Origin of the sequence: Paenibacillus cellulositrophicus, from assembly GCF_009363095.1 — a bacterium.
In the GTDB taxonomy this organism is placed as follows: Bacteria; Bacillota; Bacilli; order Paenibacillales; family Paenibacillaceae; genus Paenibacillus_AQ; species Paenibacillus_AQ favisporus.
Genome location: NZ_CP045296.1, coordinates 258,481 through 273,849, shown reverse-complemented (window position 1 = coordinate 273,849; position 15,369 = coordinate 258,481). Strand labels below are relative to the sequence as shown.

Annotated in this window: 10 protein-coding genes, 1 pseudogene and 1 other annotated feature; of the genes and pseudogenes, 1 reads left to right on the top strand and 10 read right to left on the bottom strand. The window is 53.8% G+C overall.

Translation table 11 applies throughout. From position 1 onward, the window contains the following. Positions 1–46: 46 nt before the first annotated feature. Positions 47–1,732, bottom strand: coding sequence for a glutamine--tRNA ligase/YqeY domain fusion protein (locus GCU45_RS31035; RefSeq protein WP_152403781.1), 1,686 nt, complete (start codon positions 1,730–1,732; stop codon positions 47–49). Between the two features lie 71 nt (positions 1,733–1,803). After that, positions 1,804–2,067 (bottom strand) — a binding site (T-box leader). A gap of 85 nt (positions 2,068–2,152) precedes the next feature. Beyond that, positions 2,153–3,235: a glycoside hydrolase family 172 protein gene (locus GCU45_RS31030; protein ID WP_152403779.1), complete on the bottom strand. Its 1,083-nt coding sequence runs from the start codon at positions 3,233–3,235 to the stop codon at positions 2,153–2,155. Positions 3,236–3,437: 202 nt separating this feature from the next. On the opposite strand from GCU45_RS31030, the gene GCU45_RS31025 reads away from it, so the two are divergent. Continuing rightward, positions 3,438–4,340: a helix-turn-helix transcriptional regulator gene (locus tag GCU45_RS31025; RefSeq protein ID WP_152403777.1), complete on the top strand. Its 903-nt coding sequence runs from the start codon at positions 3,438–3,440 to the stop codon at positions 4,338–4,340. Between the two features lie 34 nt (positions 4,341–4,374). Here the strand turns inward: GCU45_RS31025 and GCU45_RS31020 are convergent, their stop codons facing one another. The 8 genes and pseudogenes from GCU45_RS31020 to GCU45_RS30985 form a co-directional block, all read right to left on the bottom strand. Next, positions 4,375–5,448, bottom strand: coding sequence for a glycosyl hydrolase family 18 protein (locus tag GCU45_RS31020; RefSeq protein ID WP_167527296.1), 1,074 nt, complete (start codon positions 5,446–5,448; stop codon positions 4,375–4,377). Between the two features lie 49 nt (positions 5,449–5,497). Then, the gene (locus GCU45_RS31015; protein WP_152403774.1) at positions 5,498–7,267 is read right to left on the bottom strand and encodes a polysaccharide deacetylase family protein; all 1,770 of its coding nucleotides are present in this window, start codon (positions 7,265–7,267) and stop codon (positions 5,498–5,500) included. A gap of 36 nt (positions 7,268–7,303) precedes the next feature. Further along, positions 7,304–9,181, bottom strand: coding sequence for a glycosyltransferase family 2 protein (locus tag GCU45_RS31010; protein WP_152403772.1), 1,878 nt, complete (start codon positions 9,179–9,181; stop codon positions 7,304–7,306). A gap of 9 nt (positions 9,182–9,190) precedes the next feature. Continuing rightward, a pseudogene (locus tag GCU45_RS31005) lies at positions 9,191–10,512 on the bottom strand (nucleotide sugar dehydrogenase). Between the two features lie 14 nt (positions 10,513–10,526). Beyond that, the gene (locus tag GCU45_RS31000; RefSeq protein ID WP_152403770.1) at positions 10,527–12,005 is read right to left on the bottom strand and encodes a polysaccharide deacetylase family protein; all 1,479 of its coding nucleotides are present in this window, start codon (positions 12,003–12,005) and stop codon (positions 10,527–10,529) included. A gap of 102 nt (positions 12,006–12,107) precedes the next feature. Further along, positions 12,108–12,290 (bottom strand): hypothetical protein, encoded by a 183-nt coding sequence (locus GCU45_RS30995; protein WP_152403767.1) that lies wholly within the window; start codon positions 12,288–12,290, stop codon positions 12,108–12,110. Positions 12,291–12,568: 278 nt separating this feature from the next. Further along, positions 12,569–14,284 (bottom strand): alpha-keto acid decarboxylase family protein, encoded by a 1,716-nt coding sequence (locus GCU45_RS30990; protein WP_152403765.1) that lies wholly within the window; start codon positions 14,282–14,284, stop codon positions 12,569–12,571. A 214-nt stretch (positions 14,285–14,498) separates the two neighbouring features. Beyond that, positions 14,499–15,278, bottom strand: coding sequence for an alpha/beta hydrolase (locus GCU45_RS30985; RefSeq protein ID WP_145946217.1), 780 nt, complete (start codon positions 15,276–15,278; stop codon positions 14,499–14,501). Positions 15,279–15,369 lie beyond the last annotated feature (91 nt).

The following is a 15,369-nucleotide window of genomic DNA, read 5'->3' as shown; positions in this document are numbered from 1 at the left end:
CTGATTATCAATGAATTGCTCTGCGGCAGCGTATGCAGCGCGTAGGTCAACGCGATGTTTCCCTCTTCCATGAATCTTTCAGCGAAACGATCCGGTTAAATACCGGTACCGGCCCGGTCAGATGTTTGGGATCCAGGCAGAAATAGCCTTGGCGGATAAACTGGTATTTGGCTTCCGGTGAAGCATTTTTCATCCATGGTTCCATTATAGCTTGCCTGTAAATGGTTCGGGAATCGGGAGATACCAGCTCTGCCCAATCATTGTCCGATTCCACCACGGACGCGGCATCTTTCAGCAGGCTGCCGTACAAGCGGATCTCGGCGGGAATACCGTGTGCGGCGGACACCCAATGAATCGTCGACTTCACCTTTCTGCCGCTGAACCCGGTCCCGCTTTTTGTCTCGGGATCGTACGTGCAGTGAAGCTCAATCACTTCACCGGTCTCCGGATCCTTGACGGCATGATGGCATTTTAAATAATACGCCCCCTTCAATCGAACTTCGCTTCCTGGAAACAGACGATGAAAGCCCGGTACCGGATGTTCCATAAAGTCTTCCCGCTCGATATACAATTCTCCAGAAAAGGGGACATCCCTGCTGCCAAGCGTCGGATCGGCATCGCTGTGGTTGAGATGCAGCATTTCCACCTCATCCTTCGGATAATTCGTGATGACGACTTTAAGCGGATCAAGCACAACCATCGCAGCGACAGACTTATCCTTTAAGTCCTTTCGTATGAAGTAGTCGAGCATCGCGGCATCCACCGTGCTGCTCCCCCTCAGCATGCCCACTTCGTGCATGAACCTCCGCAGGCCTTCCGGCGTAACGCCTCTTCGCCGCAGCCCCTTCAAGGTCGGAAGGCGGGGATCATCCCAGCCGTCGACGAATCCGCCTTCGACCAGCTCCCTGATGTACCTTTTGCTCGTGACCATTCCGGAAACGTTCAGACGTCCGAATTCCCGCTGCTTCGGGGGTTCCGGCACTTCCAGTTCGCGCAGCACCCATTCGTACAAGGGGCGATGATCCCTGAATTCCGCGGAGCACAGCGAATGCGTAATGCCCTCGATGGCATCCTGGATCGGATGAGCAAAATCGTACATCGGATAGATACACCACTCACTCCCTGTCCGGTAATGCTCGGCGTGGATGATGCGGTACAAGGCCGGGTCCCTCAAGTTGATGTTGGGCGAAGACATGTCGATTTTGGCCCGCAGCACCTTGGCGCCGTCCGGGAACCGGCCTTCCTTCATTTGACGGAACAGGGACAGATTGTCCTCCACAGACTGCTCCCGATAAGGGCTGTTTCTTCCAGGCTCCGTGAGCGTTCCGCGGTATTCCGTCATTTCCTCCGCCGACAAATCGCAGACATAAGCCTTTCCTTTACGGATGAGCTTCAAAGCCGCTTCGAAGATCTCTTCCGAATAATCCGAGCCAAAGTATACCGGCAGGTCCAGACCAAGCCACCGGACATCCTCCCGGATCGCCTCCACGTATTTCATGTCTTCCTTCAGTGGATTCGTATCGTCAAAGCGCAGATTCATCTTCCCGTGAAATGCTTCGGCAATGGCTGCGTTCACGTGAATGGCATAGGCGCTTCCGATGTGTAAATAGCCGTTCGGCTCCGGCGGAAACCGGGTCGCGATCGGTCTGGAATACGTTTCGTTTACCACATCCTCCATCACGATTTTCGTTAGAAAATCCACGGCATCTTCTTTCCTTACTTTTCCTTCCATAAACTGTCCCCTCCTGCTCTTATATCAATCAAAAAGAAAACAAAAAAATCCCGCCTCCAAGACGCTGACGTCTTGGGGACGAGATTGTATTTCGCGGTGCCACCCCGGTTCGCGGATCTATCGCTACATCCGCCTCTTCGGGTACGGCATGCACGCATGCTTATACCCTAGCTCTGTAACAGGAGCTCCTGTCGCACCATCCGAAGGAATGAGAATCCCTCTTCCGATGCGCCGCTCGGAGGCTTGCTTCAATGACGGGCGGCCTGCTCCTTCACAGCTGCCGGAGCTCTCTGTAAGGCTGCCCGTTCATCTACTCTTCTCTTCACCGCGTTTTCGTTCCGATTTGATTTTGACCATATTAACATCATTTTCGGCCAATGTAAACCGCATTATGCATGCTTTAACCGGAAAGGGCGGGGATTAAACAACCTCCAGGCCATCGTTATCCGGCAGCGGCGGATGCGGGGTGTGCGGCTCGGACTGATACCAGAAAGCGACGGAGGCGATATCGTCCTGCAGCGGCAAATAACGGCCGCCGGAACGCCAACCGAGCGCCTGGATCGTTACCTTCAAGTCCTGTTCAAACCGGATCGGGTCCATCACATGCCAGCGGTACATCCCGAATCGCTGCTGACTCCGGTATAGGCCGTCCGGTCTGATTTGCTGGTGAAAGCCCAAATAGGCAGTGGAAAACGCACCGTACTGTCCTTGTGGATGCTCAAAGTTCCATGCGCCGCCAAAATAGTCTTCGGTCCCGGTGCCGCAAATCGTCGGGAAATCGCGGTCGCCGTCCATATAGAACTTGATCTCGCCTTCTCCCCACCACCCCGTGTTGTTCACCTGCCAGGCGATGTACGTGCCGACGTACTGTCCCCTCCCCTTCACGCCATCCAGAAGCACATGGTCCTGCTTATACGGCAAGGGGTTGCTCCGGCGCCATTGGGCGTGAAAATAGGCCGCATCCTCAGGCACCTCGGTCAGCGTATAGGTGAACTGGTAATACAGCACGACGGGTTTGTCCATCCGGTTCTCTACCGTAACCCGGGCTTTCTTTCGAAACGGCATCACCCAATAGCTGTTCATCCCGCCGGCGGGATTGACCGCCACAGGCAGGGAGTTGACATTGCTCCGCCCGCACCATCCGTTGCAGAAGAAGTCGCCGACAGGCACTTCTACGGAAGGCTCCGGCTCATCATCCCAATAAAAGCGCAGAATCATATGACGCCAGCTGTCCGGAAAGCAGGTCAGCCAAATATGCTGAATGGCCCCGGGTCCGTCGATTTCTGCGGCGGTAAACACCTCACCCGGTTTGATCTCCACCGATGGAGATATTTTCCATCCCTGACCCAAATCCCGGCCGGCATTCGCTCCGGTTCCCTGGGTGGCCATGCCGCCTTTTCCTTTAGCTCCCGTCACATTTTCCGCGCTGATCGATCTCGTCTGTGCAGAGGACATCCGGAATAGATTGCCGAGGCCCATGTTCAGCCCGTTAAAAGGTTCCATGCTCATCTCTCCTGTCATTGGTCAAATCGGATTTGCATTAAAGCGGTTACAAGTCATTCTACAGGCGTTTCCCCTCTTTATCGATGTTGGGACTTGTTATTTGTTATCCATTCTTGCTATTGTCAGAATAAAGAACCGCCGAGCCGCTGAAAGAGCGGAAACCCGGATAAGGGACCATTAAAGGAGGGAGCTGTCAAAGCGTATGGACCGGCAACAGCTGCTGCAAGCCTTATCCCCCTACGTGCGAAGGGCGTGGCATCACAAAGTTGACCGTATGAAACTGGCGCCGCGGATCATTTTTGATTACGAACTGCTGTATGTTGAACAAGGCGAGCTCGATATCCGGATTGGCGGGGATTCACTGACTGTGTTTCCAGGCGACCTGCTGCTGTTCAAGCCCGGTATTGAGCATGAATTTGTCCGTTCCAGGGGACCCTGCTGGATGCCCCATATCCATTTCGACGCCCTGTATTATGAAGACTACGAGGAGGTACCGATCAACTTTAAACTGCGGGCGGAATGCAGCCAACAAGAGCTTTCGTGGCTCCGGCCGGATTGGCTCGGTTCCGTGCTGGAAATCCCCCATCTGATCCGGGTACAGAACCATGCGGAAATTCATCAGGAGCTGATGCAGCTCATCCACGCCTACGAGCGCCGGGATGCCGAATTTCCGCTGCTTCAGAAATCGCTCGTGCTGGATATTCTGTATTTGATCATCAAGGGCCTGAAATCAGCCGGACATGGGCAGATATCGCTTCATCAGGCTGCGATGGAGCGGGCGGTGACCCACATCATGGAGCATTACAATGACATCATTCGGCTGGAGGACTTATCCAAAACGGCCTGCCTGAGCCTGTATCACTTCTCGCGCGTATTCAAGCAGACGTATGACGTGTCCCCACACCAATTCCAGATCCGGTACCGGATGGAGCGGGCCAAGGAGCTGATGATGTACAGCCGGTTATCCTTGTCCGCGATCGCCGAGCAGGTTGGCTACAGCAGCATTTACGCTTTCAGCAAAGCGTTTAAGTCCGCCTGCGGCATCTCTCCGAAAAAATACATGAGCACCCATGCCTCCATGGGTGCTCCGGAAATCCATCATTGAGCTGCTGACGCATAAACGCGCAGCGGCCTTTTATTTACTTTGCCGTTGTGGCAGCTTGAACCAGCTTGTCCAAAGTTCCGCTTCCGAGTTCCCCCAGCCTCCATAGGGCCACATGGCTAACCCCAGCTTGGCGCAGCGTGTCGATCCAGGAAGTCAGCGTTGAACCGTCCGCATACCACACCGTATGTTTTACGTTCTTATCATCGGTGTACTGATAGTGCAGACTTCCGCTGGCAGCGTCCCGCTTGAGCTCCGAGCCGTTCGTGTACCGTATCTTTACGGCCTGCTGTTCGGTAATGGCAGTCACTTGATCCCCATGCCAGTCAAAGCCACCGGCCGCAATCGCGATCGTCTTCACCCCCGGAACGGCTGTCATCCGCTTGGCCAGCTTTTTCAGAAAAACTTTGTCCGCTTTCGGTCCTGGACCGCTGTGCGTACCGTACAAATTGTAGGCCATCATCACATATTCAGGCCCTTCGGGCAGCTTCAGCGTTTCGACGGGAGCCCTTGACTCCAGCACGATGCGGAGCGATTTCCCCTTGGCATGCATTCGCTCATACAATTCGCGGTAAAAAGCCGTCATATAACCCCAGTCCTTGTCCGGGATGCGCTCATAATCGATCTCCACCCCTTGAAACGAGTATTGATCGAGCAGGGCCTCAATCTCGGCGATATGCTTCTCCCGCGCTTCCTTCGTGGATACCAACCGCGAGACCAGCTCCGAGTCTTTGGGGGACTCGCTGCCGTCCTGCCGCACGATATCGTTAACAAGGGTCAAGTTCAGCTCGCCGATGCCGGCAGCCTCCGCCGTTTCCCGGATTTGCGGCAGCGCTTCTTGGAACGCCTTCGTAAAATAGGGCTGATCCGATTCGTCAAAACAGGCGGCAAACGCCTGAACACGGCTCAGAGCGTTGCCCAGCTCCCTTGCATCCGTAAGCCCCGACTCCCACTGCCAATCCACCACCCATGCGGTGAGGTTCACAGGAGTTCTGGCCGGCGGAGCCGCCGCTTGCATCGCCGGCTGCCTCATCCAAATGCTGAAACCGGCCCCTACGGCGAAGATGACAAGCACCAAAGTCATCCATCCGGATTGAGCCACTTGCTTCATACCCATCTTCTCATTACACCGCCATTTCGCCTTTGAAATTGCTCTTTCGTCAGAACGTATCGATGGCCCAATCGATCGTCGCGTCCATGGCATGCTCAACCTGCGCCGCAACTTTTTTCCAGCCGAGCAGCTTATTTGTATACCACACCGAGGTTTTTCCATCCGCCGCGTTTTCCGTAGTTACCGTGACATCCTCAAAGATTCCGTCATAGATATCGTCCTTGGTGTTTTGCGGACTATAGGCTGATCCCAGTCCCACGGCACCACCCTTCAGCGAAGGATCGACCGAGGCTTGGAGAACGGGCTGCCCGTCCACGATGACCTCCAGCCGATTTCCCGACACCTTCATTTGAATCTGCCGGGTACTTTTGATGTTGACGGGATATTCATCCTCGTCATCCGGATTGGCGCCGGCCTGCGCTTCTTCGGCGGAATACACCGTTGCCTTGTCAAAGGCGAGGTCCTCCGAGGACCACCTGACCGGATCCAGCTTTTGTGAACCCAAGACAGTCACAGACGACCCAGACAGCTTCTGCTCCACCTGGATTTCATTGCGGTCCAGCGTGACGCGCACGTACTGCTGACCGTTTCCACAGTCCCTAAAGTAAAAAGACTGTTTGCCGACCACGTTGCCGGAAACCTTCGCGCTTAAGGTGAAATCCTCAGGCGCCTGTTCTCCTTGATCCAGCAAAAGCTTGCCTTCTCCGGCAGGCGGTGACGTCAGAACGATCCGGTTATCCTTGAATTCGGCGGCGCCTCCAGCCTGCTTCCACTGCCCCGACTGCTTCTGGTCCCCGGTCACGTACGTCATTTGCTCGCCGCTGTCCTTGCCAATTTTCATTAAAAGATGGTTGGTTGACCAATAGGGCTCAGGCTGGACGCGGGTCAGGTTGTACACATCCTGTGACGGCCCATTGAACGCATTGCCCTCCAGGTTGAAGTGCATCTGGAACAGAGAACGGATATTGCGGTCATTTACATCCGTCACAAGCGGGTTCATGCTCCCGTACATCGCGTTGGCATGCATGATCATATAGACGCCGGGCACGAAGCCGAGTTTGTCGGTATAGACCGTGTCCATCAGCTGATAATCCTTGCTGATCCGCGCCTGCATCGTACCCCGGTCCTCGAGCGGAATCATATTTTCATCGCGGATAAAATCCATAAGATAGTGATTATAATGCTCGATGTCCTCTTTGCTGTCCAGCTTATTTTCGTCCTTGACGCCGATGTAGCCGCCGTTTTTATCGAAAATATTGATGTAGGTCAAACGGTACCCGTTGGTCCCCATTTCCCAATACCCGCTTTTCATCATGCTGCGGAGTTCCTTGGGCTGCACGAATTTATGATCCCCGTTCCCCATCTTGTTGGCATAGGTGAGGAAGGTCGCCTTATCATTGTATCTCTCCAGCAAAGGCTGGGCATAAAGACTGGAATCATTGCGCCCGTCCTCAAAGGACAAAAACAGCGCCTTGTCCGGCAGCGCTTTCCCCTTATGGTAGAAATCGAGGATGTCCTGCTGTGACACAGTGACATAACCTTGGTCATGGAGGGTCTGTAGCTGGGCTTTGAGCTGGGCTTTATCGATCAGAAGCGGCGTTCCGGTTCGGCTGACCCCAAAATAAGACAGCGCGACAAACCCGCTTCGATTATGCCACGTCGACTTGTCCGGTTCGGCGTAGCGGTCGGTTCTTGCGACGGCTTGGTAGATCAGAAAGATGACCATGATCACCAGGAAGAACTGGATCCAGGTTTTGATCCACTTCCGCCGGTTTTTGCGCTTCACATCAAGCGCTTCGGTGCGTTTTCCTTTTTTCATCCTGCATCCTCATTTAAATTCCGCGGTTCCGCCGGGTTACAGCGGCACTTCCGTCTTCGTATTTTTTCGGTTTTTCCTTGCGGCCTTTTTATTTCTCGCCTCGACGTCCTGCGGCGTTTCCCTTGTCCCCCAGGTTGATTTCCAGAAGGTGAACCAGGCGACCGGCATTTGCCAGAGCAGCACCATTTCGTAGAAAAAGCAAAAGACGAACCCGAATACCCACAGCTTGCTTTTACGGAACAATAGATGGGCCAGACTCATCAGCAGGGACATCAGCAGAAGCCCCATCAAGAAGGTTCCCGGAAACACATGGTGGAAAATGGGCACATACAGCAGGTTGTAGAGCACAATCAGCGGCGCAGCGATCGGAACGATGACACCGATGTAGAAAAAGAGGGCCATAAACGGTTCCTTGCGCCAAATAAATCCGGCCGCCCTAAGGGATTCCCGCAGCCAGGAACGCTTCCAGCGCATCTGCTGCTTCAGGAAGACATTCATCTCCGAAGGAACGATCGTGGAGCAAATCGCTTTATCCTGGTACGCCGTCCGGTGTGTCTTTAGGATAAAATTGGTCATGCTGCGGTCGTCGCCGAACGTAGCGGGCTGTCCCAGAAATTTCTGGTTGAGCCAGGCGTCCGCATGCTTCAGCACAAGCCTCTTTTTATAACAGGATAACGGCCCGGACAGGCAGGTGACGCTGTCAAACCAGGACTCGGCCGCTTTCATAATGCGGAACGCGATATAATAGCGCACGGTCTGGAGCTTCGTAATGGAGTTGGTGTACTTGTTCTCCACATCCGTCCGCCCGGCAACCCCGCCCATACGCGGATCTTGGAAGGGCTGCACCAAATGCTTAATGGCGAGCGGATCCAGGAAGCTGTCCGAATCCACGAACACGACCAGATCATGCTTTGCCATCCGTACCCCCTGCACCAAGGCTTCCCGTTTCCCTCCGTTCTCAGGGAGGATATGCATCCGAAGCCGTTCTTTGGTTTGAAAGCGGTCGGCTTCCTGATGAAGCAGGTCGATCGTTTTCTGAATCTGCTCCGCGGACCGGTCGGTAGAGCGGTCATCAACGACGATGACCTCCAGCTTGTCCACCGGGTAATCCTGGTTGATGCAGCTGATAATCGTCCGATGGATCCACTTCTCTTCATTAAAGCACGGAATAATGATCGATACGCCCGGCGTAAAATCCGGATTGACCGGCACGTCACGGTATAGAGACCCGAACAAGTATCTCGTCAACAAAAATGCCGCGGCGATCAGGCTGTATAAATACAGCAGGAAATTGTACTTAAAATAAATGATGCTCTCCGCCCGAAGCAGCAGCACAAAAACGGCGGCAAGCAGCAGCAGGCCGCTGGCCGTATACACGGAGTACCCCCAGCGTCTGCGCTGAAAATATTCATGCAGCGGGTTGGTGAACTCAAAAGCAGCCAACGAAACGGCCTCTCTGCCGGTTCCGCGCTCAAAGGTCCGCACGACGACTCCTTCAATATCCACTTTGGATTCAAAGCCTTCCGGCATCGTGCCTGCCGGAATTTCAAAGTGCATGGACACTTTGCTTCCCGGCTGGATGTGGTCCGTCGTGAAGGGCAGCTCGAGCAGGAGGCCCGTTGAAGATACATCGACAGCCTTCGTTTTCAGTTTTCTCCGGTTCTTTCCTTTGCCCCAAGTCAGAAACACGGGGAAATCCGCCTCGTAACGCAGGCTGAACTTCCGCATCCGTTCCAAATAATCCGAACTGAACTGGTCCGCATCGTTATCCCGCGAGCCTCTCCGGTCGACTGAACGGCGAATTTGTTCCGGGTCAGGAACGTTCGATAAGATCCGCCGATCCGAACGGGGTAAGGTCAGAATCTCATCGGTTTGTTTTTTCTTTCGTCTGAACACGGTTCTTATTTCTCCCATCTGCTCTCGTTACAGCCGCCAATAAATGTAACCCTGACGCTCGAACTCTGCTTTGTCATATATTCCCTTAACGTCCAGCAAGATCTTTACCGAGTCCTTTCTGAACATCGGATCCATATCCGCATAGCCCATGCCCCAAAGCATTGATGCGGGACGGCCGTGACCAGCACATGCAGGTCCAGCAGCTCCTCCACTCGGGACAGCTCCAGACCGTATTCGGCATAAGCCGCTTTCGGGTCTACCAGCGGGTCCACGATCCGGGGTTCAATACCGTAATCCTGAAGCTCTTTGATGATATCCACCACTTTGGAATTCCGGATATCGGCGCAGTCTTCCTTGTAAGCCAAGCCAAGAACGCCGACCTTCACGTCGCGCAGGTCCAGCCGCTGCCGGACGAGCAGCTTGATCAGCTGCTCGGCGACATATTTGCCCATCCCGTCGTTGATATGCCGTGCCGCCAGAATGATCCGTGAACGGATACCGGTATCCTCCGCTTTGTACGTCAAGTAGTACGGATCGATACCTATGCAGTGCCCGCCAACCAAACCGGGAACGAAGTTCAGGAAATTCCACTTTGTCCCTGCGGCGCGCAGCACTTCCCGGGTATCGATGCCCATCTGGTGGAACAGCATGGACAGTTCGTTCATAAAGGCGATATTAATGTCCCGCTGGGCATTTTCAATAACCTTTGCCGCTTCGGCCACCTTGATGCTTTCCGCCCTGTATACGCCGGCATCGATGATCTGTTCGTACATGCCGGCAATGATCCCGAGCGATTCCTCATCCATTCCCGACACGATCTTGACGATATTGTCGAGCCGGTGAACCTCATCGCCTGGATTGATCCGCTCCGGCGAATATCCTACTTTAAAATCGGTTCCGCAGCGCAGGCCTGACTCCGCCTCCAGGATCGGAACGCAAATCTCTTCGGTGACGCCAGGGTACACGGTCGATTCATAAACCACGACCGCACCTTGGCGCAATCTCCTGCCGACCATGCGGCTCGCTTCTTCCACAAACCGTAAATCCGGCACGTTACCGCTCTGCACCGGGGTCGGTACGGCAATCACATAAAACATGGCTTCGCCAAGCCGGTCCGCGTCAGACGTATATTCCAATCCCGCAGACGCTGGGTCTGCGTCATACACGGACGTCTGCGCGTCAGAAGAAGCTTCCTTCTGCAGCCGGCTGACCTTGTCCGGGTTGACGTCAAAGCCGATCACCCGCATCTTTTTCGAGAAGGCTTGTGCCAGGGGAAGGCCTACATACCCGAGTCCAATGACCGCGACTGGGCTGTATGTATACAGCACATTTTTAGTTGGTGTTGACATATTTCCATCTCCATCTATCTTTCATTACCTGACGGATTTCCATCATCAGAAATCCAGTCGGACAGTTTCACGAACGTGTATCCTTGTTTCCGCAAGTTTTGAATAATGCCCGGCAGCGCCTCCGCCGTGTGGGTATCGTCCAGCGAATGCAGCAAAATAATTCCGCCGCTGTGGCTTTGCTGGATAACCGAGTTCACGATCTGTGAAGCGGTGCGATCCCGGTTCCAATCATTCGGATCGATATCGAAATCGACAATATTCCGGTAACCGGCCGCCGCGATAATCCGGGCTGTGCGGTCGTCAATATCGCCGGTCGGCGGCCGGAACAGCATGGCCGGCTGCTGCTGGATCGCATCCGTAATGATGCGGTGCGCCTTGACCACTTCATCCTGAAGCTGCTTGACGCTGAGCTTGGTCAGGACCGGATGGCTGTAAGTATGATTTCCGACATCATGCCCTGCTTGCGCGATCGCCCGCGCCAAGTTCGGATTTTTCTCAACTCCGTCCGCACGCAAAAAAAACGTACCCTTCACGTGGTACTGGTCCAAAATATCGAGCAGCTTCGTGATCGTTTCATCCGTGCCCCAGTCGTCAAAGGTAAGGGCGATTTCCTTCTTGGCGGTCTTGTGGCTGTACACGAGATTGTAATCCGCTTTGGCGTAATCGGCGTTATACTTCGCAGCCTGATACCCTTGAACCGTGTCGGCCGGTTTACGTACGCCGCCTGTGGCGACCAGCTTGTCTAGAGTAACGAAATGATAACCGGCTGCCGAAGCTTCCGAAGCGATCAGGTCCACCGATTCATTCAAAGTCCGGTTCTCTGCCAGGTCAATCGCAACGATCCCACCGCGGTTGATGTATTTCCGGATATAGTTCTTTTTTTGCTGAGGGGTCTCCGCCTTCCAATTATGTAAAAACAGACTGTAGGATATGACCGCCTGCTGTCCGCTCTGTGCCGCAGCCAGCCGGATATCCTCGCTGATCGCTCCCGTTTGCGTTCGGACGAACTTCGGAGTGACCCCCGTTTGTTTGCGGATGACATCGTCGGCCAAATGGATTTCCTTGTAGATCTGTCCGTAGTCCATACGGCTCATGTCGACCGCATTCAGCGTATTGTTCTCGACCTCATGTCCCCGGGACAAAATTTGCCGGGCGATGTCCGGTTCCTCCGCCACCCGCATCCCCGGCAAAAAGAAGGTTGCTTTTATGCCTAAGGCATCCAGTTGATCAAGAAGCTTGTCCATCGTTTGGGCGTCTGCCATCCCGTTAAACGTTAAGGCAAGGTTCCGGCTGGTCGTGTATGCCAGAGAAACGGCTTGGCTCATCTCACCGGTATAACGCTGGACCGGCTTGTCAGCCTCAGCTGTTTTCATGCCGCCGTCCGTATCGTCTCCCCCCATCCAAGAGCATCCTGACAGCATGCTTATTGCCAGAACCGCGAGCACCAGCCATCCGGCCGGTTTTCTGGGCGAAAAGTCTTTCATCACTTTCATAGATATCTCCTTTGACACACTCTTAAGTCCTACCAAAAGAATAACGTGTACAGCCTATTCAACAAATGACAAAAAGATGTCAATTTTTTTGACATTCAAACTTTAATCCCAGGTCCCGGGCTGGATCGATTCGGACTGCCGGCATCTTCTCCATCGCGGGAGTCCTTTGGAGTTCTCCGATTTTCGCTGCTCCAGCAGCAGTTTAACCCCTCTGATCAAATAACGGTAACGCAATTCGTCTTCATGACTAAGCTTACGCATTTCTGTAAAATAACGGTCGAACATCCTAATAACCACTCCATTTATCTATGTGTATAGAACTAGATAGATTGAACTAAAGTTTACATTAAATTCCTGTTACACGGCCCAAAATGGCACGATAGCATCCTTTTCTTTAGTTCATTCTATATAGAATACTAGATTCAACTGTACAAATTCTGAACATGCCCATAGACCCGGTCAAAATCAGCGATTTTCATCATCTTACCGGAATCGATTCATACACAAAAAAAGTGCTGCTGGAAAGTTCATCAAGAACCTTCCTGCAGCACTGTTCCCATGGTTTATTTCTGCCCTTTTTTCGCCTGCTCCTCCATGTAATTGCGCATCCGCTTCATGTATTCCGGCGCATCCATCGGGTCGGCGGCGATCATTTCAATGATGCAGAGTTTTGCGGCCCGCTCCTGGTCCGCTTGAGCGAACGCCTGCTCGAGTTCCCCGTTTGTCCGCACGGTCGCCGTAAATGCCTCTCCGCCGAAGGCTTCGGCCAGCTTCGTGTACGACCAGCGCGGAATCTGGTTGTAGCGCTGATTCTCCGTCTTCACGTTCAAGTATTTTTCGATGGTGTATCCGTCATTATTCAGAACGAAAATGATCGGCTTGCAGCCATAATACAGCATCGAGCTGATCTCCTGCGCAGTCAGCTGCAGCGAGCCGTCCCCCGTAAACAGCAGCACCCTGCGGTCCGGGGCGGCAATGCAGGCACCATAGGCTGACGGCGTGGCATAGCCGATCGACTGCCACCCTCCCTGTGTAATATACGTGACGTTCCGGGGCAGCCGAACATAAGCCATGCCGTTATAGAACGTTCCCGTCTCGGCGACGACGATGTCGCCTTCCTTCAGCATACGCTGAATCCTTGGATAATAAGTCGAAGCGAGCAGCGGTGCTTCGGGTTCACCCGTAACTTGATCATACGGAAACGCCCCCTTGCCGGCGGCGCCGCTGCCTTTATAACCGATCTTTTGGAGCTCTAGTAGCATGTCAGCAGCCAGCACATTCGGGAATTCAGCTTCTCCCACCTTGACCATCTTGGGCTGAATATCGACGGTAACGAGCGGATTCAATTTGGCGGTGTACGTGCCCGTATTGCTGTCCGCCCACACCATCCCGACCGCGATGACGCAGTCGGCTTGTTCCACCGCCGTTTGTACTTCAGACGAACCAAACGAGCCGCCGTACACCCCGATATAGTTGGGGTGCGACTCATCGAAAGCACCTTTACCGAACATCATCGTTGCCACCGGAATATTCATGGCATCTGCCAACTGGCGCACCGCCGTTTGAAGTCCGAAACGCATCGCATTCACGTCGACCAGCAAAACCGGCTTGCGGGCCCGGTCAAGCAGCTGGCGCACCTGATCCGCCGCTGCTTGAAGAGTCGTCAGGTTGGATGACGGTTTTGGCGGTGCCGGTTCTCCCCTTCCCATAACAGGCTTTGAGACCAAGTCGTCGGCGATCACCAGATAGACCGGTTTTTTCTTCTCCTTGGCGATCCGGATAGCCGTCGGGATTTCGATCTCGGCATTCTCCGGCGTGACGACGGCCGTATAGGCCGTAATCGGCTCGTACACCTTGCGGAAGACGTCAAAATTGCCGTCCATCAAAGTGTGGTGCATCAGCTTATGCTCCTTCTGATCCTTGTCCGGAGGGGATCCGACGATATGAATCAGCGGAATGTGCTCGCTGTTCGCCCCGGCGATCGCGTTGCAGGCACTGAGTTCACCGACGCCGAACGTCGTAATCAGCGCCGAAATGCCTTTGATCCTGGCGTAAGCGTCCGCTGCGTATCCCGAGTTCAATTCATTTCTTCCATTGATAAATTCAATGCCGTTATACTTCTCCAGCGTATCGAGCAGGGTAAAATTATAGTCTCCGGGCACGCCGAAAATTTCGGTGATTCCCTCAAGCTTTAAGCAGTCAAACAAATACTGGCCGAGACTTTTCCCTGTGGTGCCAGACTTCTGATTGGTACTTCCCGTCGCCGTCATGTTACCCATTCTTCGCTCACTCCTTATCCATTTCTTGGGCTGTTTCTGTATAACATTACCCTTTCCGTGGACAGGTTATTCTACACGAGGAATCAAATCGCTCCCCAGAGTGGAAAATAAGGAAGCTCTGTCTTTGAAGCCTAAGCTTTTTTCCATTTACAAAAAAAGACCTTGGCATATGTCGTATGCCTCGGTCTGCATTACAAGGTTGCAAATCCTCAGGTTATGCGTTGTTCTTCAGCGGGAGCCAGGCGAGCACGTCTTGAATTTTGGCGTCCCAATATCCCCATTCATGGCTTCCCGGGCCCTCCTCGTATGTATAGTCCAGACCCGACTGCTTGCATGCTTCACGGAACATAACGTTGTCCTCGTACAAAAAGTCTTCGGTGCCGCAGCATTGATACAGCATCGGTTTCGGTCCTTCCGACTTTGCGCACTGCTCCATCAGCCAGAACAAGTCTTCCTCACGGTTTTTTTCCGGCTTGTCGCCATAGATCAGCTTGTAGTCCGGGAAGCGATCCGGATCTTCCGGGGCTCTCATACCGTTCATAGCACCTGACAACGAAGCGGCGGCCGCAAAGCTCTCCGGTTTACTAAGCGCCCATTTAAACGCCCCGTAACCTCCCATGGACAGCCCTGCGACGAAATTGTCCTCCCTTTCCGCCGACAGCGGGAAGAAAGAGCGGGCAATGCTTGGGAGCTCCTCGCTGATGAACGTCCAGTACTTGTTCCCATAAGCCATGTCCGTGTAGAAGCTGCGGTGCACCTGAGGCATAACGACCGCCAGTCCCGTCGATGCGACATAACGCTCGATCGACGTTCTGCGCAGCCAGATGGAATCGTCATCCGACAATCCGTGGAGCAGGTACAGCGTCGGATGCTTGTCCGCAAATGTGTTGTTCTGCATCCCGATCTGATGGCGGGTCTGCTGCGGAAGAATGACCGTCATGGAAGTACTGAGCTGCAGCACGTCCGAAAAAAAGTGACATTGAATCAAAGCCATGATATAAGTCCACCTCTCTATAATCGATCCATTGAATCGGCTGCCGTTCTTCCCGCCTGCTCCATTGCCTGCTGCAAGCGGGTACCGGTTG